Origin of the sequence: Ferrovibrio sp. (assembly GCF_964218355.1) — a bacterium.
Lineage (GTDB): Bacteria > Pseudomonadota > Alphaproteobacteria > Ferrovibrionales > Ferrovibrionaceae > Ferrovibrio.
Map to the genome: position 1 here is coordinate 105,221 of NZ_CAXPMC010000009.1, position 16,478 is coordinate 121,698.

The 16,478-nt window shown below is 66.9% G+C and carries 17 protein-coding genes; 9 read left to right on the forward strand and 8 right to left on the reverse strand.

Annotated features, from left to right (window positions below; translation table 11 throughout):
• Nucleotides 1-2: 2 nt before the first annotated feature.
• Genes cimA through ACEQZY_RS04580 form a run of 3 tightly spaced genes read left to right on the forward strand, consistent with a single transcriptional unit; the run spans nt 3 to nt 2,740 of the window.
• Nucleotides 3-1,616: a citramalate synthase gene (cimA, locus tag ACEQZY_RS04570; RefSeq protein WP_370152649.1), complete on the forward strand. Its 1,614-nt coding sequence runs from the start codon at nt 3-5 to the stop codon at nt 1,614-1,616.
• A gap of 4 nt (nt 1,617-1,620) precedes the next feature.
• The gene (locus tag ACEQZY_RS04575) at nt 1,621-2,490 is read left to right on the forward strand and encodes an RNA methyltransferase (protein WP_341703512.1); all 870 of its coding nucleotides are present in this window, start codon (nt 1,621-1,623) and stop codon (nt 2,488-2,490) included.
• On the forward strand, nt 2,453-2,740 hold the full coding sequence (locus tag ACEQZY_RS04580; protein WP_341703513.1) for a cupin domain-containing protein: 288 nt from the start codon (nt 2,453-2,455) through the stop codon (nt 2,738-2,740). Before ACEQZY_RS04575 ends, ACEQZY_RS04580 begins: the two co-directional genes overlap by 38 nt.
• 91 nt (nt 2,741-2,831) lie before the next feature.
• On the opposite strand, the gene ACEQZY_RS04585 is transcribed toward ACEQZY_RS04580, so the two are convergent.
• A complete protein-coding gene (locus ACEQZY_RS04585) occupies nt 2,832-3,353 on the reverse strand; it encodes a thioesterase family protein (RefSeq protein ID WP_370152652.1) in 522 nt (173 codons plus the stop codon).
• 45 nt (nt 3,354-3,398) lie between these two features.
• Here ACEQZY_RS04585 and ACEQZY_RS04590 point away from each other — a divergent pair, with 45 nt between their 5' ends.
• The 3 genes from ACEQZY_RS04590 to ACEQZY_RS04600 all read left to right on the forward strand — a co-directional run bounded on the left by ACEQZY_RS04590 (nt 3,399) and on the right by ACEQZY_RS04600 (nt 5,382).
• Nucleotides 3,399-4,172 carry a methyltransferase domain-containing protein gene (locus tag ACEQZY_RS04590; protein ID WP_370152654.1) on the forward strand — a complete coding sequence of 258 codons (774 nt, stop codon included), beginning with the start codon at nt 3,399-3,401 and terminating at the stop codon, nt 4,170-4,172.
• A gap of 71 nt (nt 4,173-4,243) precedes the next feature.
• The gene (locus ACEQZY_RS04595) at nt 4,244-4,651 is read left to right on the forward strand and encodes a CidA/LrgA family protein (protein WP_341703516.1); all 408 of its coding nucleotides are present in this window, start codon (nt 4,244-4,246) and stop codon (nt 4,649-4,651) included.
• Nucleotides 4,648-5,382: an LrgB family protein gene (locus ACEQZY_RS04600; RefSeq protein WP_370152656.1), complete on the forward strand. Its 735-nt coding sequence runs from the start codon at nt 4,648-4,650 to the stop codon at nt 5,380-5,382. Before ACEQZY_RS04595 ends, ACEQZY_RS04600 begins: the two co-directional genes overlap by 4 nt.
• Before the next feature lie 389 nt (nt 5,383-5,771).
• On the opposite strand, the gene ACEQZY_RS04605 is transcribed toward ACEQZY_RS04600, so the two are convergent.
• Together ACEQZY_RS04605 and ACEQZY_RS04610 are read right to left on the reverse strand one after the other, a co-directional pair.
• Nucleotides 5,772-6,851, reverse strand: a complete 1,080-nt coding sequence (locus tag ACEQZY_RS04605) for an AbrB family transcriptional regulator (protein WP_341703519.1) — start codon at nt 6,849-6,851, stop codon at nt 5,772-5,774.
• 9 nt (nt 6,852-6,860) lie between these two features.
• On the reverse strand, nt 6,861-7,817 hold the full coding sequence (locus ACEQZY_RS04610) for a succinylglutamate desuccinylase/aspartoacylase family protein (RefSeq protein ID WP_341703520.1): 957 nt from the start codon (nt 7,815-7,817) through the stop codon (nt 6,861-6,863).
• 172 nt (nt 7,818-7,989) lie between these two features.
• Here ACEQZY_RS04610 and ACEQZY_RS04615 point away from each other — a divergent pair, with 172 nt between their 5' ends.
• On the forward strand, nt 7,990-8,226 hold the full coding sequence (locus ACEQZY_RS04615) for a hypothetical protein (RefSeq protein ID WP_370152659.1): 237 nt from the start codon (nt 7,990-7,992) through the stop codon (nt 8,224-8,226).
• Here ACEQZY_RS04615 and ACEQZY_RS04620 read toward each other — a convergent pair.
• The 4 genes from ACEQZY_RS04620 to ACEQZY_RS04635 form a co-directional block, all read right to left on the reverse strand.
• Nucleotides 8,223-8,624: a GNAT family N-acetyltransferase gene (locus tag ACEQZY_RS04620; RefSeq protein ID WP_370152661.1), complete on the reverse strand. Its 402-nt coding sequence runs from the start codon at nt 8,622-8,624 to the stop codon at nt 8,223-8,225. The two genes, ACEQZY_RS04615 and ACEQZY_RS04620, sit on opposite strands and share 4 nt — an antisense overlap.
• Before the next feature lie 127 nt (nt 8,625-8,751).
• The gene (locus ACEQZY_RS04625; RefSeq protein ID WP_370152663.1) at nt 8,752-9,711 is read right to left on the reverse strand and encodes a ribonucleotide-diphosphate reductase subunit beta; all 960 of its coding nucleotides are present in this window, start codon (nt 9,709-9,711) and stop codon (nt 8,752-8,754) included.
• Between the two features lie 115 nt (nt 9,712-9,826).
• Nucleotides 9,827-10,288: a MarR family winged helix-turn-helix transcriptional regulator gene (locus ACEQZY_RS04630; RefSeq protein WP_370152665.1), complete on the reverse strand. Its 462-nt coding sequence runs from the start codon at nt 10,286-10,288 to the stop codon at nt 9,827-9,829.
• Nucleotides 10,289-10,367: 79 nt separating this feature from the next.
• Complete coding sequence (locus ACEQZY_RS04635; protein ID WP_341705366.1) at nt 10,368-10,790, reverse strand: organic hydroperoxide resistance protein; 423 nt, start codon at nt 10,788-10,790, stop codon at nt 10,368-10,370.
• Between the two features lie 417 nt (nt 10,791-11,207).
• Here ACEQZY_RS04635 and katG point away from each other — a divergent pair, with 417 nt between their 5' ends.
• On the forward strand, nt 11,208-13,379 hold the full coding sequence (katG, locus tag ACEQZY_RS04640; RefSeq protein WP_341705365.1) for a catalase/peroxidase HPI: 2,172 nt from the start codon (nt 11,208-11,210) through the stop codon (nt 13,377-13,379).
• 218 nt (nt 13,380-13,597) lie between these two features.
• Complete coding sequence (locus ACEQZY_RS04645) at nt 13,598-13,957, forward strand: SPW repeat protein (RefSeq protein WP_341705364.1); 360 nt, start codon at nt 13,598-13,600, stop codon at nt 13,955-13,957.
• 91 nt (nt 13,958-14,048) lie between these two features.
• On the opposite strand, the gene ACEQZY_RS04650 is transcribed toward ACEQZY_RS04645, so the two are convergent.
• Nucleotides 14,049-15,971, reverse strand: coding sequence for a ribonucleoside-diphosphate reductase subunit alpha (locus ACEQZY_RS04650; RefSeq protein ID WP_370153121.1), 1,923 nt, complete (start codon nt 15,969-15,971; stop codon nt 14,049-14,051).
• Between the last annotated feature and the right edge of the window lie 507 nt (nt 15,972-16,478).

Consider the following 16,478-nt stretch of genomic DNA (forward strand, 5'->3'; position numbering starts at 1 on the left):
CCATGGCAAAGGATCGCGTTTATCTCTTCGACACGACGCTGCGCGACGGCGCGCAGACGCAGGGGGTGGATTTCTCCGTCGAGGACAAGCGCATTATTGCCGGGGCGCTCGACCGGCTGGGCGTCGCTTATATCGAGGGCGGCTGGCCCGGCGCCAATCCCACCGACAGCGAGTTCTTCACCACGAAGCCGCCATTGAAGCGCGCCAAATTCGTCGCCTTCGGCATGACCAAGCGGCCGGGCCGCTCGGCTGCCAACGATCCGGGACTGGCGCAGATCCTCGGCGCCAGCGCCGATGCCGCCTGCCTGGTCGGCAAGAGCTGGGACTTCCAGGTCGATGTCGCGCTCGGCATCAGCCAGGCGGAGAATATCGAACTGATCTCCGACAGCATCGCCGCCGCCCATGCGAAATTCGGCGAGGCGATGTTCGATGCCGAGCATTTCTTCGACGGATACAAGGCCAATCCGGATTTCGCCATTCAATGCGTGCAGGCGGCACTCGATGCCGGCGCCCGCTGGGCCGTGCTGTGCGACACCAATGGCGGCACGCTGCCGCACGAGGTCGAACGCATCGTCGGCGAGCTGGCCGCGAAGCTCGGCGATGCGTCGCGGCTGGGCATCCACACCCATAACGACACCGAAAACGCCGTTGCCAATTCGCTGGCCGCGGTGAAGGCCGGCGTGCGCCAGGTGCAGGGCACGCTGAACGGTCTTGGCGAGCGCTGCGGCAATGCCAATCTCATCGCGCTGATCCCGTCGCTGATGCTGAAGCCGTGGTTCCGCGACCATGTCGAGATCGGCCTCAGCGAGCAGGACCTGACCCACCTGACCGCCACCTCGCGCATGCTGGACGAGCTGGTGAACCGGGCGCCGAACCGCCACGCGGCTTATGTGGGCGCCTCGGCCTTCGCCCACAAGGGCGGGCTGCATGTCTCGGCGGTGATGAAGGACCCGCGCACCTACGAGCATATCCCGCCGGAGACGGTGGGCAACAAGCGGCAGGTTCTGATCTCCGACCAGGCCGGCCGCTCGAATCTTCTCGTCCGCCTGACCGAGGCCGGCATTCCCTTCAATCCCGACGACAGCCGGCTGAACGCCCTGCTCGAAGATGTGAAGCAGCGCGAGGCCGAGGGTTACAGCTACGACGGTGCCGAGGCCAGTTTCGAGATTCTCGCCCGCCGCGCGCTCGGCCTGATGCCGACCTTCTTCGACGTGCGCAGTTTCCGCGTCACGGTGGAGCGGCGTTTCAATGCCCGCGGCCAGCTGGTCACCATGTCGGAAGCCACGGTGAAGCTGAATGTGGATGGCGAGACGCTGTTCTCGGTGGCGGAAGGCAACGGCCCGGTCAACGCGCTGGACCAGGCCATGCGCAAGGATCTCGGCCGCTACCAGGGCTATATCGACGATCTGCGGCTGGCGGATTTCAAGGTGCGCATCCTCAATGGCGGCACCGAAGCCACCACCCGGGTGATGATCGAGAGCACGGATGGCGAGGGCAGCCGCTGGTTCACGGTGGGCGTGTCGCCCAACATCATCGACGCGGCTTTCGTGGCACTGATGGATTCGATCCAGTGGAAGCTGCTGCGCGACGGCGCCACACCCTCCCGGCAGAAATAGCCCGATGAGCGGTACCAACAGACCGAAGCTCGGCAAGCTGGCGCCGCCGGGGCCGCTGCGGCGCGGGCCCGTCATCATCCTGGTCGAGCCGCAGCTGGGCGAGAATATCGGCGCCGCCGCGCGCGCCATGCTGAATTGCGGGATCACCGAGCTGCGGCTGGTCAATCCGCGCGACGGCTGGCCCAACCCGGCCGCCTATGTGCTGGCCAGCAAGGCCGATCCGGTGCTGGATGCCGTCAGCGTGTTCCGCAGCACCGCCGATGCGGTGGCCGACCTGCATCGTGTCTATGCCACCACGGCGCGGCACCGCGACATGATGAAAGAGGCCGTCACCCCGCGCGAGGCGGCCGCCCGCATGCATGCCGAGGCGGGCGCGGGGAATCGCGTCGGGATCCTCTTCGGCCGCGAACGCACCGGGCTCGACAACGAGGATGTGGCCCTGGCCCATACCGCGATCACCGTGCCGCTCAATCCCGGCTTCTCGTCGCTGAACCTCGCCCAGGCGGTTTTGCTGGTCGGCTACGAATGGTTCACCGCCCAGGACGACACGCCGCCCAGCCGCATGGACACCGTGCGCGGCGGCTTCGCCGCCCAGGCCGAGCTGCAGGGGCTGTACGACCACCTGGTGGCCGAACTCGATGCCTCGGGTTTCTTCCACAATGTCGAGCCCAAGCGCGGCGCCATCCTGCGCAACCTGCGCAGTGTGCTGCAGCGGGTGCCGCTGGCGGCGCAGGAAGTGAACACCTTCCGCGGCATGCTGAAAGCCATTGCGCAGGGCCGGCCGCTCAGGGCACCCTACAGCAAAAGACGGCAGCCCCAGCAGACGGAGACCGGCAATGACCCTTCAGGCAGTTCCGACCCAGCAGGCGGATGACGAGCGGGTGCGCATCACCCGCTGGGATTTCGCCCCCGGCGCCGCCACCGGCTTTCATGTGCACGAATATCCCTATGCCGTGACCTACCTGACCGATGCGACCATGCGGCTGATCGACAAGGACGGCAGGGAAAGCATCATCGAGATGCAGGCCGGCGGCAGCTATTCGCGGCCCAAAGGCGTGGCCCATGACGTGATCAACGCCGGCCCGGCGCCGATGGCCTTCGTCGAGGTCGAGATCAAGCTGTAGGTCCTGCCCGTCGTTCCCGCGCAAGCGGGGACCCAGTTGTGTCGCCGCCTGGATCCCCGCCTGCGCGGGGATGACGATTGATGAAAGGCGGTTATTTCCGCGCCAGCCCGATGCTGCGGCCGGCCTGCGGCGGGCGCGGCAGCCGGTCATGGCCTTCCTTCAGGCGGGCGAGCAGCGCTTGGTATTCCGGCGGGAAGGGGGCCGAGCGGCGGGTCGCCATGTCGATATTCATCAGCACCTGTTCCGAGGTGGCGGCGAGATAGCCCTTCTCGGCGTGATGCATCTCCAGGAAGCAGTGCACGCGCTTGGCATCGCAGTCGAGCAGCCGGAAGGTGAAGCGCAGCACGTCGCCCTCGACCACCTCCTGCAGATAGCAGACATGGGTTTCCAGCGCGAAGGTCGAGAAATTCGTCCGCTCCATGTAGGACCAGTCGAGCCCGAGCGGCCTGAGCAGCTCATCCAGCGCCTGGTCGAAGATCACGTTGTAATAGCCGACATTCATATGCCCGTTGGCATCGATATGGTCGGGCTTCACCGCCATGCCGTCGAGTGCGAGGGGCTGGGTGAAATCGACCGGTTGAATCGAACTGGGGGCGGCTTGAGAGGAATTCATAAACTTGGCCTTTGTCGTCTGCGTTTCTCCCGCTAGCTTCCTCCCATGAGCTGGGACCCGACGCAATACCTGAAATTCGCCGGCGAACGCCTGCGGCCGGCCATCGACCTGCTCGGCCGGGTGCCGCTGACGAATCCGGAAACGGTGGTCGATCTCGGCTGCGGCGCCGGGAATCTCTCGCCGCTGATCCTGCAGCGCTGGCCGCGGGCAAAGCTGACCGGTGTGGATTCCTCGCCGGCCATGCTGGCGAAAGCCCGCACCGACTATCCGCAGGCCAGCTTCGTCGAGGCCGACATCGCCACCTGGCGACCCGCGCAACCCGTTGATCTGCTCTATACCAACGCCGCCCTGCACTGGCTCGATGGCCACGAAACACTGATTCCCGGCCTGCTGGAATGCGTGAAGCCCGGCGGCTGGCTGGCCATCCAGATGCCGCGCAATTTCGGCGCCCCGTCGCATACCTGCATCACCGATACGATCGAGCAGGGGCCGTGGCGGGCGAAGCTGGAGCCGCATCTGCGCCGCGCGCCGGTGGCCGAACCCGGCGTCTACTGGCGGATGCTGCAGGGCCGCGCGGCTTCGCTGGAAATCTGGGAGACCGAATACCTGCAGGTTCTGTCGGGGGATCACCCGGTGGCGGAATACACCAAGGGCACCTGGCTGAAGCAGTTCCTCGACCGGCTGGAAGCCGGGCCTGAGCGCGATGCCTTCGAGGCCGATTACCGCCGCCGCGTCGGCGCGGCCTATCCGAAGGAAGCAGATGGGCGGACGCTGTTTCCGTTCCGCCGCCTGTTCATTCTGGCACAGAAGCCGGCGTAAGCCGGCAGGCTGGCACAGAAGCCGGCGTAAGAACCCTTTACCCGCGGCCCCGGCCGGGTCAGGCTGGCGACATGATCGCTGCCTTCTCCGTGATTCTGCTGTGCCAGCTTGCCGGCGAGGCTTTGGTGCGTGGCCTTGTCCTGCCGTTGCCAGGCCCCGTGGTGGGAATGGTGATCATGCTGGGCCTGCTGGCGGCGCGCGAGCGCTGGCGCGACCAGTTGCCGGCCAGCCTCACCGGCGACCGGCTGGAGGCCACCGGGCGCGGCATCCTCGCGCATCTGTCGCTGCTGTTCGTGCCGGCCGGCGTCGGCGTCGTCCAGCGGCTGGATGTCTTCGGCCAGTGGGGCGTGGCCCTGGCGGTGGCGCTGGTGGTCTCGACCGCGCTGGCTCTGCTCGCCACCGTGCTGACCTTCGTCGCCGTCAGCCGGCTGCTGGGTGGCGGCGAGGATGGCGGCGCGGCGGAAGGCGGGCAGGCATGACCACGACGATGCCGCCGCCGGATTTCGCCCTGTGGGTGTTCCTGTCGCGCACGCCCTTGCTGTGGCTGACCGTCACGCTGGGGGCCTATGCGCTGACCGACCGGCTGTCGGCACTGAGCCATCGCAACCCGCTGGTCAATCCGGTGCTGCTGGCGGTGGTTGCCATCGCGCTGCTGCTGTGGCTGACCGGCACGCCCTACCAGACCTATTTCGAGGGTGCGCAGTTCGTACATTTCCTGCTCGGCCCGGCCACGGTGGCGCTGGCCTTCCCGCTCTGGGAACACCGCCGGGTGGTTTTGCGGGCCATGCTGCCGATGCTGGCGGCCCTCGTGGTGGGTTCGGTTGTGGCTCTGGCTTCCGCCGTGCTGGTGGCACGCGCCTTCGGCGTGCCGCATGACATCCTGGTCTCGCTGGCGCCGAAATCGGTCACGGCGGCCGTGGCCATGGGTATCTCCGAAACGCTCGGCGGCGACCCGGCGCTGACCGCGGTGCTGGTGATGCTGACCGGCATTCTCGGTGCCATCATCGTCACACCGCTGATGAATGCCTTCCGCATCCGCGACTGGCGGGCGCGCGGCTTCGCCGCCGGGCTCGCCTCGCATGGCATCGGCACGGCGCGCGCCTTCCAGGTGCATCCGCTGGCCGGCACGTTTGCCGGCATCGCCATGGGGCTGAATGCCCTGCTGACTGCTCTGCTGGTGCCGGCTTTGCTGGGGCTGATCGGGCAGTAGGGGGCGTTGCCCATGGCCGGCCGCGCGGGCAACCCTTCGGGTTCCGCATGCTGACTCGTTGACCTTGCGCCCAAATGTACTATATATGTTCCAATCGTGTCGAGAGAAATGTGTCTCTCAGGTAGAGAAATATATGATTATACGGCATTGAAATCACTTCTAGTTGTAGTGCCGTGTCGGCCCGCCCGGCAGCTGTGAAGGGGCCGGCCTCAAACCACTACGAGGTGCAATAAGCCCGAACGAACCGGAATGAACCGCAGCGGTCAGAAACGGTCACCAGCGGTCACGAACGAACCGCAGCGGTCACCAGCGGTCACCATCGGTCAGTAACGGTCACCAGCGGTCCGTAACGGCCAGAAACGGTCCGCAGCGGCCGGTCCCGGAAATCGTCAGCCGCCGGACCTTTTCAGCCGGCTCAGCCGGAAGGCCACGGGGGCGAGGATCACCACCACGACGATGCGGAAGACATGCATGGACGACACGATCGCCACGTCCACCCCCAGCGCCAGCGCCACCAGGCTCATCTCGGCCAGGCCGCCCGGCGACAGCACCAGCATCAGGGCACGGGTCGGCGCGCCGACCAGCCCGGCGGCGCCGAGCGTCAGCCCGAGGCTGACCGCCAGCATGATCAGGGTCGAGAGGAAGGCCAGCCCGGCGATGCGGCCGATCGCGCGCCAGTCGGCGCCGGCGAAGCGGCAGCCCAGCGCCGTGCCCATCACCACCTGCGCCACCGCCACCAGCTCCGGCGGCGGCTGGGCATGGGACAGGCCGGCCAGATGCACGGCGCCGGAGGCCAGCATGGGGCCGACCAGGCGGGCGGCGGGGATGCGCAGGAAGCTGGCGCCGAACCAGCCGGCGATGCCGGCGCCCACCAGCAGCGCCGCCTCCTTCAGCGGCATGTCGGCCAGATGCATGCCCGGCGCCATCGAGGGCACCGAGAGCCCCTCGATGAAGCGGAAATACACCGGCACCGTCATCACCACCACGAAGATGCGGATCGCATGGGTCAGCACGATGCTGCGGGCATCGCCGCCGTAATGCTCGCCGATCAGGGTCATTTCCTGCAGGCCGCCGGGGGTGGCCGAGAAATAGCTGGTCACCGGGTCGAGCCGGCCGAGCCAGCGGAACACCCCGTAGCACAGCGCGGTGACCAGCGGCACATACAGCAGCATCAGCGCGATCAGCCCGGCCCATTCGCCGGCGCGGTCGATCATGTCGGGGCGGAAGGCGCTGCCCAGCATCACGCCGATGATCGCCACCATCACCTCGCGCAGCCGCGCCGGCACCCGCATCGGCATCCGCCTGGCACCGCCGGCCAGCGCCACCGCGGCCACCAGCACCATGCTGCCCAGCATCCAGGCCAGCGGCATGCCGATCAGCACGAACAGCGCGCCGCCCACCGCGCCGACCGCCAGCGAGGGCAGCGCGTCGCGGCAGGCTTTCAGCAGGTGCCGCGGCAGCGGACCCATGCCGGTGCCTCAGGCGCGGATGTAGCGGCCGAGCCGCACCGCCGTCTGGCCGGGCTTCAGCCGCCTGGTCGGCATGATCAGCACGCAGTTGTCGTAGGGCGTGGCGATGGCGCGGCCGCCGTCATTGGCGATCACCGTGCCGGCGGCCGGAATGCATTCGAGGCCGGTATAGCTGCCGGCGAAGGCGAAGTCGCCGGTCTCGATGGTCACCGCGTCGGTCACCTCGACGAATTGCTGCGCCGCCGCCGGCGCACCCTCGATGCCGTGCCGCGCCAGCAGCGCCGCATCGGCCAGGCCGGTGGCGGCGAGGAAGCGGAACATGGTCTCGATGGCAACCCGGCGGCTGGCCTGTTCCCAGTGCTGGCCGCATTCCACCAGCAGGGCATTCTTCTGGCTCGACGGATCGCCGAAGCCGCCATAGTCGCGCATGCGCAGGCCGGCCTTGTGGCCGCGGTCGGCCACCACGGTGGCCGGCACGCCGACCTGCGCCGCCAGCGCGCGGCCCTTCGCCAGCGGGCCGGACAGCATCAGCGGCGGCGAGAACTGCTGCATCGAATGGATGTCGAGCAGCAGGTCGATCTCGCCGATCAGCGGCTCCAGCTCGCGGGCGCGGTCCAGCTCGATGCTGCGGCGCTCGCTGTCCAGCGCATTGGTGCCCCAGATGCGGTTCATATCCTCGTCGATGAAGCGCGAGGCGGCCGGGTCGGCCGGGTCGAAGCGCGAATAGGCGGCGACGTTGCAGAAGGCCAGGGTCAGCCTGCCGCGGGCGGGGCGGAATTTCTCGCGCAGCAGCAGGTCCAGCGCATGGGCGCCGCAGACCTCGTTGCCATGCACCAGCGCGGTGATGCCGACATGGGGCCCGGGCCTGCCGGAATCGAACTGGAAGGCATAGGGGATGCCGGTATTGCCCTCGCGGTACTGGGTGATCGGGATCGGCAGCAGGGGATTCTCGGGCAGGGCGCTCATCGGATACGGAAAGCCTGTCAGGGTCTGGAACGGGGCGCGGCCGGAGGGCCGCCGGGTTTTATAGCCGGTCGGCCGGGAAATATCGCCGCCCGGGCGACAGAAAAATGCCGGCCGGGCCGCGGCTTGCCGGCCGCGCGTTGTCCGGGCCGGCGGCGCGGGCTAGGCTCGGGGCATGATCTCCGGACTCAGCTTCAGCGGTGGCATCGCCACGGCGCTGGACGGCCTGCGTCAGGCCGAGCGTGCGACCAATGCCGCGATTGGTGCGGTGGGCAGCGGCAGCCTCGATCCCGATGCCATCGCCCAGGCCGCCGCGATCCTGCACGGCGCGCAGGGCGCCGGCAGCGCCGCGGCGCTGGCGCTGCAGGCGACACTCGGCCAGCAGGGCCGCTTCATCGATATCCTCGCCTAGGACGGGATCTCCCGCCGCATCGCCAGCCGGTCGGCCATGGCCAGCCCGGCGGCCTGCTGGCGGGCCATCTCGGTGCGCAGCTCCGGGCCGTATTCCCCCGCCGCCATGGCGCGGAAGCCGAGCCGGGCATAATAGGGCGCGTTCCACGGCACCGAGCGGAAGGTGGTCAGCGACAGGGCCGGCAGGCCGCGGGCCCGCGCGATGGCGGCGGCCTCGTCCAGCAGCCGGGCACCCAGCCTGCGGCCGGCATGACCGGGATGCACGTCGATCTCCCGCACATGCAGGTCGCCGTCGAGCGGGCAGAGCAGGGCGAAGCCGGCCGGGCGGTCAGCGGCATCGGCAATGACGGGCAGCAGGCCGGCGCGCGCCGCATCGGCCAGCACGGCTTCCGCCGTCACCGCGCCGTCGGCCAGTTCCGGATAGCCGGCCGTGGCGAAGGCGCGCTGGGCGGCGCGCTCGATGGCGCACAGCAGCGCCGCCTCGCCGGGGCGGGCCGGGCGGATGCGGTAGGGCGTGGCGGCCGGCTCAGGAAAAGGCTTCTTCCCAGCTGCCCTGGGTCGAGGCCTTCGAGTATTCCGTGGCGCGGTTCTCGAAGAAATTGGTGTGCTCGACGCCGTTCAGGATCGCATCCAGCCAGGGCAGCGGGTTCTTCTCGATCCGGTACATCGGCTGCAGGCCGAGCTGCAGCAGCCGGCGGTCGGCGGTCCAGCGGATATAGTCCTTCACTTCCTGCGCGGTCAGGCCCTGCACGCCCTCGATCTCGAAGGCGAGGTCGATGAAGGCATCCTCGTGGTCGACGATGGTCGAGCAGGCCACGTAAAGGTCGCGCTGGAAGGCTTCCGTCCAGATTTCCGGGTTCTCGTCGATGAAGGTGCGGAACAGCTTGACGATCGAATTGGTGTGCAGGCTCTCGTCGCGCACGCTCCACGAGACGATCTGGCCCATGCCCTTCATCTTGTTGAAGCGCGGGAAGTTCAGCAGGATGGCAAAGCTGGCGAACAGCTGCAGGCCTTCGGTGAACGCACCGAACACCGCCAGCGTCTTGGCGATGTCCGCCTTGGTCTCGACGCCGAACTGCTGCATGTAGTCGTACTTGTCCTTCATCTCCTTGTAGCGGAGGAAGGCCGAGTATTCCTCTTCCGGCATGCCGATGGTGTCGAGCAGGTGGGAATAGGCGGCGATATGCACCGTCTCCATGTTGGCGAAGGCGGCCAGCATCATCTGCACCTCGGTGGGCTTGAACACCCGCGCGTAGTGCTTCATGTAGCAGTTGTTCACTTCCACGTCGGCCTGGGTGAAGAAGCGGAAAATCTGCGTCAGCAGGTTCTTCTCGCCCGGCGTCAGCTTCTTCTGCCAGTCCTTGACGTCGTCGGCCAGCGGCACTTCCTCGGGCAGCCAGTGAACGCGCTGCTGGGTCATCCAGGCCTCGTAGGCCCACGGATACTGGAAGGGCTTGTAGACCGGCTTGGCATCCAGAAGCGACATGACTCTATTCCCCGCGGCAGCGATTCATTCGACGGGAGACTATCGCAATATCTGGTGGGGGCGGCAAGCGCAAACCCCAGATATGGGGGAGAAAGACCTGTGGATTATCTGTGGATTACTCGGCCGCGCGGGCCTGCTGGCCGGCATTCAGGCCGGCGGCCAGCCCCTGCAGCTCGCCGCGCAGGCGGGCCGCCTCGCGCAGCGGCAGCGGCAGCCGGCAGGCCAGCTCGGCCTGCATGCGGGCCACCGCCGGGCGCATCGCCGCGCCGGCCGGGGTGAGCGCGACCTGCAGCTGGCGCTCGTCGGCGGGATCGCGGCGGCGGGTGACCAGCCCGGCCTGCTCCATGCGCTTGAGCATGGGGGTCAGCGTGCCGGAATCGAGCTGCAGCCGCTCGCCCAGCGTCTTCACGTTCAGCGGCGCCTGCTCCCACAGCACCAGCATGGCCAGATACTGCGGATAGGTCAGGCCGAGCGGTTCCAGCAGGTCGCGATACAGGCGCGTCATCGCGTTCGACGCCGCATAGAGCGCGAAGCAGAGCTGCTGGTCGAGGCCGAGGGGAGTCGTCTGGTCGGTCATGGCGGTATCGAGGTTAGGCGGCGCCGGACGGGCTGTCCATCCGGCGCCGCGGGCCTGTCAGCGTCTTCGGACGGCCCGGTCAGACCACGGTTTCGAGGGCGACCTCGATATTGCCCTTGGTCGCCTTGGAATACGGGCAGACCGCATGGGCGGCGGCGGTGAGCGCCTCGGCCTGGGCCTTGTCCATGCCCGGCAGCTTGACCGAGATCCTGGCATTCAGGCCGAAGCTGGTCTCGTCCTTGCCGATGCCGATGGTCACCGTGACGGTGTTGCCCTCGGGCAGGGCGACCTTCTGGCCGCGGGCGACGAGGCCGAGCGCGCCCTGGAAGCAGGCGGCATAGCCGGAGGCGAAGAAGGTCTCCGGATTGGCCGCATTGCCCGGGCCGCCGAGTTCCTTCGGCATGGCCAGGGTCATGTCGATGATGCCGTCGGCCGACTTGACCTGGCCCGAGCGGCCGCCGGTGGCGGTGGCGGTGGTGGAATAGAGCGGGGTGATGGACATGGGAAACTCCGTGGGTTGTTGGTTGGTTGCGGGAGATGGGCGTCGGTTACGGGCATAAAGATAGCGAGCAATTAGATCGCACACAAGTTAAATGCCTGTGACAGGGATCACGCCTGCTGCGGTATGATATACAATAGAAAAATGTGTAACCGGCCATGGGTCTGGTGGTGTGCGCCGGCCAGGCGGCCAGGCAGACGCACCGCATACGCATCGTTTTTCCCGGAAATCCGATCCATCCGGTCGATCAGACTGATCGGAAACTTTCATTAGAATTGCTCTAAAATAGCCTTCTCAAGCCCCGTCCGCGGCATATACTTGAGACCCGAGGCGAGACGCGCGGTTCCGCGCAGGCCCCGTCTCGCAGGCCCCCGGCCCACCAATTCAAACCGGCCGTTTCAGCTACCCGCGGAGGACCCGATGAACAGCAAGGCAGCACCAGCATCCGGCAAATGCCCCGTCATGCATGGCGGCAACACGGCGACCAGCAGCTCGGTGACGGAGTGGTGGCCGCAGGCCCTCAATCTCGACATCCTGCACCAGCACGACACCAAGACCGACCCGATGGGGCCGGATTTCGATTACCGCGAAGAGGTCAAGAAGCTCGACTTCGCTGCCCTCAAGAAAGACATGAAGGCCCTGATGACCGACAGCCAGGACTGGTGGCCGGCCGACTGGGGCCATTACGGCGGCCTGATGATCCGCATGTCCTGGCACGCCGCCGGTTCCTACCGGCTGGCCGACGGCCGCGGCGGCGGCGGCACCGGCAACCAGCGTTTCGCGCCGCTGAATTCCTGGCCGGACAATGTCAGCCTGGACAAGGCGCGCCGCCTGCTGTGGCCGCTGAAGAAGAAATACGGCAACCGCGTCAGCTGGGCCGACCTGCTCGTCCTGGCCGGCACCGTCGCCTATGAAACCATGGGGCTGAAGACCTTCGGCTTCGGCTTCGGCCGCGAGGATATCTGGCATCCGGAAAAGGACATCTACTGGGGTGCCGAAAAGGAATGGCTCGGCAAGGACCGCTACGCGGACGGCAACGACGAATCCTCGCTCGAGAATCCGCTGGCCGCCGTGCAGATGGGCCTGATCTACGTCAACCCGGAAGGCGTCAACGGCAAGCCGGATCCGCGCAAGACGGCGGAGGCCGTTCGCGTGACCTTTGCGCGCATGGCGATGGACGACGAGGAAACCGTGGCGCTGACCGCCGGCGGGCACACGGTCGGCAAGACCCACGGCAACGGCGATGCCAAGCTGCTGGGTCCGGATCCGGAAGCTGCCGATGTCGACCAGCAGGGTTTCGGCTGGGCCAATCCGAAAATGGGCGGTAAGGCGGCCAACGCGGTGACCTCCGGCATCGAGGGCGCCTGGACGACCCATCCGACGCAGTTCGACATGGGCTATTTCGACCTGCTGTTCGGCTACGAGTGGGAAATCCGCACCAGTCCTGCCGGCGCCCGGCAGTGGGAGCCGGTCAACATCCGGGAAGAGGACAAGCCGGTGGATGCCAGCGACCCCTCGATCCGCCACAACCCGATCATGACCGATGCCGACATGGCCATGAAGGTGGACCCGGTCTACAACAAGATCTGCCGGAAGTTCATGGCCGATCCCGAGTATTTCAAGGACACCTTCGCGCGCGCCTGGTTCAAGCTGACCCATCGCGACATGGGTCCGAAGGCCCGCTATGTCGGCCCCGACGTGCCGAAGGAAGACCTGATCTGGCAGGATCCGGTTCCGGCCGGCAACGCCAGATATGACGTCGCAGCCGCGAAGGCGAAGATCGCCGCCAGCGGCCTCAGCATCGGCGACATGGTCGCCACCGCCTGGGACAGCGCGCGCACCTTCCGCGGCTCCGACATGCGGGGCGGCGCCAATGGCGCGCGCATCCGCCTGGCCCCGCAGAAGGACTGGGACGGCAACGAGCCGAAACGCCTGGCGAAGGTTCTGGGCGTGCTGGAGCCGATCGCCAAAGACGTCGGCGCCAGCATCGCGGACATCATCGTCCTGGCCGGCAATGTCGGCGTCGAACAGGCGGCCAAGGCCGCGGGCTTCGATGTCAAGGTGCCCTTCGCGCCGGGCCGCGGCGATGCCACCGACGCCCAGACCGACGGCGACTCCTTCGGCGTGATGGAGCCGATCCATGACGGCTACCGCAATTACCTGCAGAAGGATTACGCCGTGAAGCCGGAAGAGCTGATGCTCGACCGCACCCAGCTGATGGGCCTGACGGCACCGGAAATGACCGTCCTCGTCGGCGGCATGCGGGTGATGGGCACCAACCATGGCGGCACCAGGCACGGCGTTCTGACCGACAGGGTCGGGGCGCTGACCACCGACTTCTTCGTCAACCTGTGCGACATGGGCAACAGCTGGCACCCGACCACCGGCGGCGTCTATGAAATCCGCGACAGGAAGTCCGGCAAGGCCAGGTGGACGGCGACGCGCATGGACCTCGTGTTCGGATCGAACTCGATCCTGCGCGCCTATGCCGAGGTCTATGCCCAGGACGACAACCGGGAGAAGTTCGTGAAGGACTTCGTGGCCGCCTGGACGAAGGTCATGAACGCAGACCGGTTCGACCTCGCCGCCTGATGCGGTGTCAGCCCCCCCCGGATGGCCGCCAGCGGCCATCCGGGGCACCTGCGGCCACTGGAAAAAGCCGTATACAGACCCCATATAAAAGATACGCCGTGCATCGCTGCACGGGGGGAGCCGGGCCAGACAGACCCGGAAACGGAGGAAGCAGGTCCGATGCACCGCACAGGACCGGGCAAGGCCGAGGCAGGCCGTGGCCCGGATGGAGGTGTGTCATGGCCCATATCACCCATCATCACGAACCCGCCCGGCACTGGCAGGACTGGGTCAACATGATCCTGGGCGCCCTGATGGTCGCGTCGCCCTGGCTGTTCGGCTATGCCCCGCTGGAGGGCGCCACCATGAATGCCGTCATCATCGGCTTCCTGGTTTTCGCCCTGTCGGCGCTGTCGCTGACCCTGCTGGACGACTGGGAGGCCTATATCAGCGCCGGACTTGGCGTCTGGCTGATCCTGTCGCCCTGGCTGCTCGGCTTCGCGCTCTATGATCCGGCCAGGCTGGCACATCTGGCCATCGGCATCCTGGTGGTGGCGGTCGCCGTGCTGGAAGTCTGGCAGAGCCGCCCGCGCAGCTGAGCCCGGCAGGAAAGCGGCGGAACTATCGCGGCAAAACAAAACGGCCCGGGCTTGCGCCCGGGCCGTCGATACGCACGGTTACGGCTGCTGGTTACTGGCAGGCAAGGCATTCGTCATAATCGACCGTCTCGCGCGGGCCGCCGGTCATGGCGCCGGCGGGGGCGGCCGCGAGCGGCAGTTCAACCTCCGCCGGGCCCTGCGGCCGCTCGCCGTCATTGACGCGGCCGTTGAACGGGATCGACACGACATTGGTGGCCGCGTCGGCGGCAGACTTGCCCGACACCGTCTCGGCCCGCTGGATCGACATCGAGCGGCAGTAATACAGGCTCTTCACGCCCTTCTTCCACGCCATCATGTGGATCTGGTGCAGATCGCGCTTGTGCACGTTGGCCGGCAGGAAGACGTTCAGGCTCTGGGCCTGGCAGATGAACGGCGTGCGGTCGGCCGCCAGGTCGATCAGCCAGCGCTGGTCGATCTCGAAGGCGGTCTTGAACACGGCCTTCTCGTCATCCGACAGGAAGTCGAGATGCTGGACCGAGCCGCCGCTGGTGGTGATCGACGACCAGGTCTCGTCGTCGTTCTTGCCATACTGTTCCAGCGTCTTCTCAAGATAGCGGTTGCGCACCGAGAAGCTGCCCGACAGCGTCTTGTGGGTGAAGGCATTGGCCACGTTCGGCTCGATGCCCGGGCTGGCGCCGCCGGCAATGATCGAGATCGACGCGGTCGGCGCGATCGCCATCTTGTGCGAGAAGCGCTCCATGATGCCGTATTCGGCGGCATCGGGGCAGGGACCGCGCTCTTCCGCCAGCTTGCGCGAGGCGGCATCGGCGGCATCCTTGACATGCTTGAAGATGGTGCGGTTCCACACCTTCGCCATCACGCTTTCCCACGGCACGCCATTGGCCTGCAGGAAGGAGTGGAAGCCCATCACGCCCAGGCCCACCGAACGCTCGCGCTCGGCGGCATAGCGCGCCTTGGCCATGCTGTCGGGCGCCTTGTCGATGAAGTCCTGCAGCACGTTGTCGAGGAAGCGCAGGCAGTCCTCGACGAACAGCGGATGCTCCTTCCATTCGTGGAAGTATTCGAGGTTCAGCGACGACAGGCAGCAGACCGCGGTGCGGGCATTGCCGTGCTGGTCGATACCGGTCGGCAGGGTGATCTCGCTGCACAGGTTCGAGGTCTTGACGCTGAGCCCGGCCAGCTTGTGGTGCTCGGGCAGGGCGCGGTTCACATGGTCGATATAGACGATGTAAGGCTCGCCGGTCTCGATGCGGGCGGTCAGGATGCGGATCCACAGCGCGCGGGCCGAAACGGTACGCTGCACGGTGCCGTCATGGGGGCTGACCAGCGCCCACATCTCGTCGGCCTCGACGGCGCGCATGAAGGCGTCCGAAATCAGGATGCCGTTATGCAGGTTCAGCGCCTTGCGGTTCGGGTCGCCGCCGGTCGGCCGGCGGATCTCGATGAATTCCTCGATTTCCGGATGGTCGATCGGCAGGTAGCAGGCGGCCGAGCCGCGGCGCAGCGAGCCCTGCGAGATCGCCAGGGTCAGGCTGTCCATCACGCGGATGAAGGGAATGATGCCCGAGGTCTTGCCGTTCTGACCGACCTTCTCGCCGATCGAGCGCAGGTTGCCCCAGTAGCTGCCGATGCCGCCGCCGCGGGCCGCCAGCCAGACATTCTCGTTCCACAGGCCGACGATGCCATCCAGGCTGTCATTGGCCTCGTTCAGGAAGCAGCTGATCGGCAGGCCGCGGCTGGTGCCGCCGTTGGACAGCACCGGGGTGGCCGGCATGAACCACAGCTTGCTGATATAGCTGTACATGCGCTGGGCATGGGCGGTGTCGTCGGCATAGTGGCTGGCGACGCGGGCGAACAGGTCCTGGTAGGATTCGCCGGGCAGCAGGTAGCGGTCGTCCAGCGTGGCCTTGCCGAAATCGGTGATCAGGCGGTCGCGGCTGCGGTCGACATCGATGCGGATGCCGCGCTCGGTCTGCAGAGTGTTCAGCACGATTTGCTTCCCCTCGTTATCGCGGTCCGGCACCACATTTTGTGGTCGCAGATACCGGCCGCTCTATGAAACCAATGACTTCGCCGTCAAAACCCGCCCGGCGCTGCACACCCCGCCTATTCACTTCCCGGAAAACCGCGAAAAATCAGACTTGGGAAGCGGCGCAACGTCAAACGAAACAGGTCAACGAACACAACATATGGTATCGACGGTTAAGGGAGCGTCAATACGATGTATGCCGCACAGCTGTAAAAAAAGTGGTTGACGAGTCGGCCGCAGCGTGAACCCCCCGGTTTTATGCCGTGTCGCGCGCGGCCGGCCTGCCGCGGATTTTTTGCTGTGGATAACGGGGATAACTTCTCCGGGCATGAATTCGGATACACACACCGCAATCGGGCGTTAACCATTCCCCTGTAGCTGTCAGGTCCGGGTGGTCGCGCCGGCCCGCCGCGGGCTGCGGCGCGGGACCGGACGGTCCGCCGGCCGCCCTTTGTGTCTGGTGAATTTGGT

Bases quoted from the DNA above. Each gene is read 5' to 3' on its own strand.
- cimA (WP_370152649.1), top strand. From the start codon at position 3: ATGGCAAAGGATCGCGTTTATCTCTTCGACACGACGCTGCGCGACGGC.
- ACEQZY_RS04575 (WP_341703512.1), top strand. From the start codon at position 1,621: ATGAGCGGTACCAACAGACCGAAGCTCGGCAAGCTGGCGCCGCCGGGG.
- ACEQZY_RS04580 (WP_341703513.1), top strand. From the start codon at position 2,453: ATGACCCTTCAGGCAGTTCCGACCCAGCAGGCGGATGACGAGCGGGTG.
- ACEQZY_RS04585 (WP_370152652.1), bottom strand. From the start codon at position 3,353: ATGAATTCCTCTCAAGCCGCCCCCAGTTCGATTCAACCGGTCGATTTC.
- ACEQZY_RS04590 (WP_370152654.1), top strand. From the start codon at position 3,399: ATGAGCTGGGACCCGACGCAATACCTGAAATTCGCCGGCGAACGCCTG.
- ACEQZY_RS04595 (WP_341703516.1), top strand. From the start codon at position 4,244: ATGATCGCTGCCTTCTCCGTGATTCTGCTGTGCCAGCTTGCCGGCGAG.
- ACEQZY_RS04600 (WP_370152656.1), top strand. From the start codon at position 4,648: ATGACCACGACGATGCCGCCGCCGGATTTCGCCCTGTGGGTGTTCCTG.
- ACEQZY_RS04605 (WP_341703519.1), bottom strand. From the start codon at position 6,851: ATGGGTCCGCTGCCGCGGCACCTGCTGAAAGCCTGCCGCGACGCGCTG.
- ACEQZY_RS04610 (WP_341703520.1), bottom strand. From the start codon at position 7,817: ATGAGCGCCCTGCCCGAGAATCCCCTGCTGCCGATCCCGATCACCCAG.
- ACEQZY_RS04615 (WP_370152659.1), top strand. From the start codon at position 7,990: ATGATCTCCGGACTCAGCTTCAGCGGTGGCATCGCCACGGCGCTGGAC.
- ACEQZY_RS04625 (WP_370152663.1), bottom strand. From the start codon at position 9,711: ATGTCGCTTCTGGATGCCAAGCCGGTCTACAAGCCCTTCCAGTATCCG.
- ACEQZY_RS04630 (WP_370152665.1), bottom strand. From the start codon at position 10,288: ATGACCGACCAGACGACTCCCCTCGGCCTCGACCAGCAGCTCTGCTTC.
- ACEQZY_RS04635 (WP_341705366.1), bottom strand. From the start codon at position 10,790: ATGTCCATCACCCCGCTCTATTCCACCACCGCCACCGCCACCGGCGGC.
- katG (WP_341705365.1), top strand. From the start codon at position 11,208: ATGAACAGCAAGGCAGCACCAGCATCCGGCAAATGCCCCGTCATGCAT.
- ACEQZY_RS04645 (WP_341705364.1), top strand. From the start codon at position 13,598: ATGGCCCATATCACCCATCATCACGAACCCGCCCGGCACTGGCAGGAC.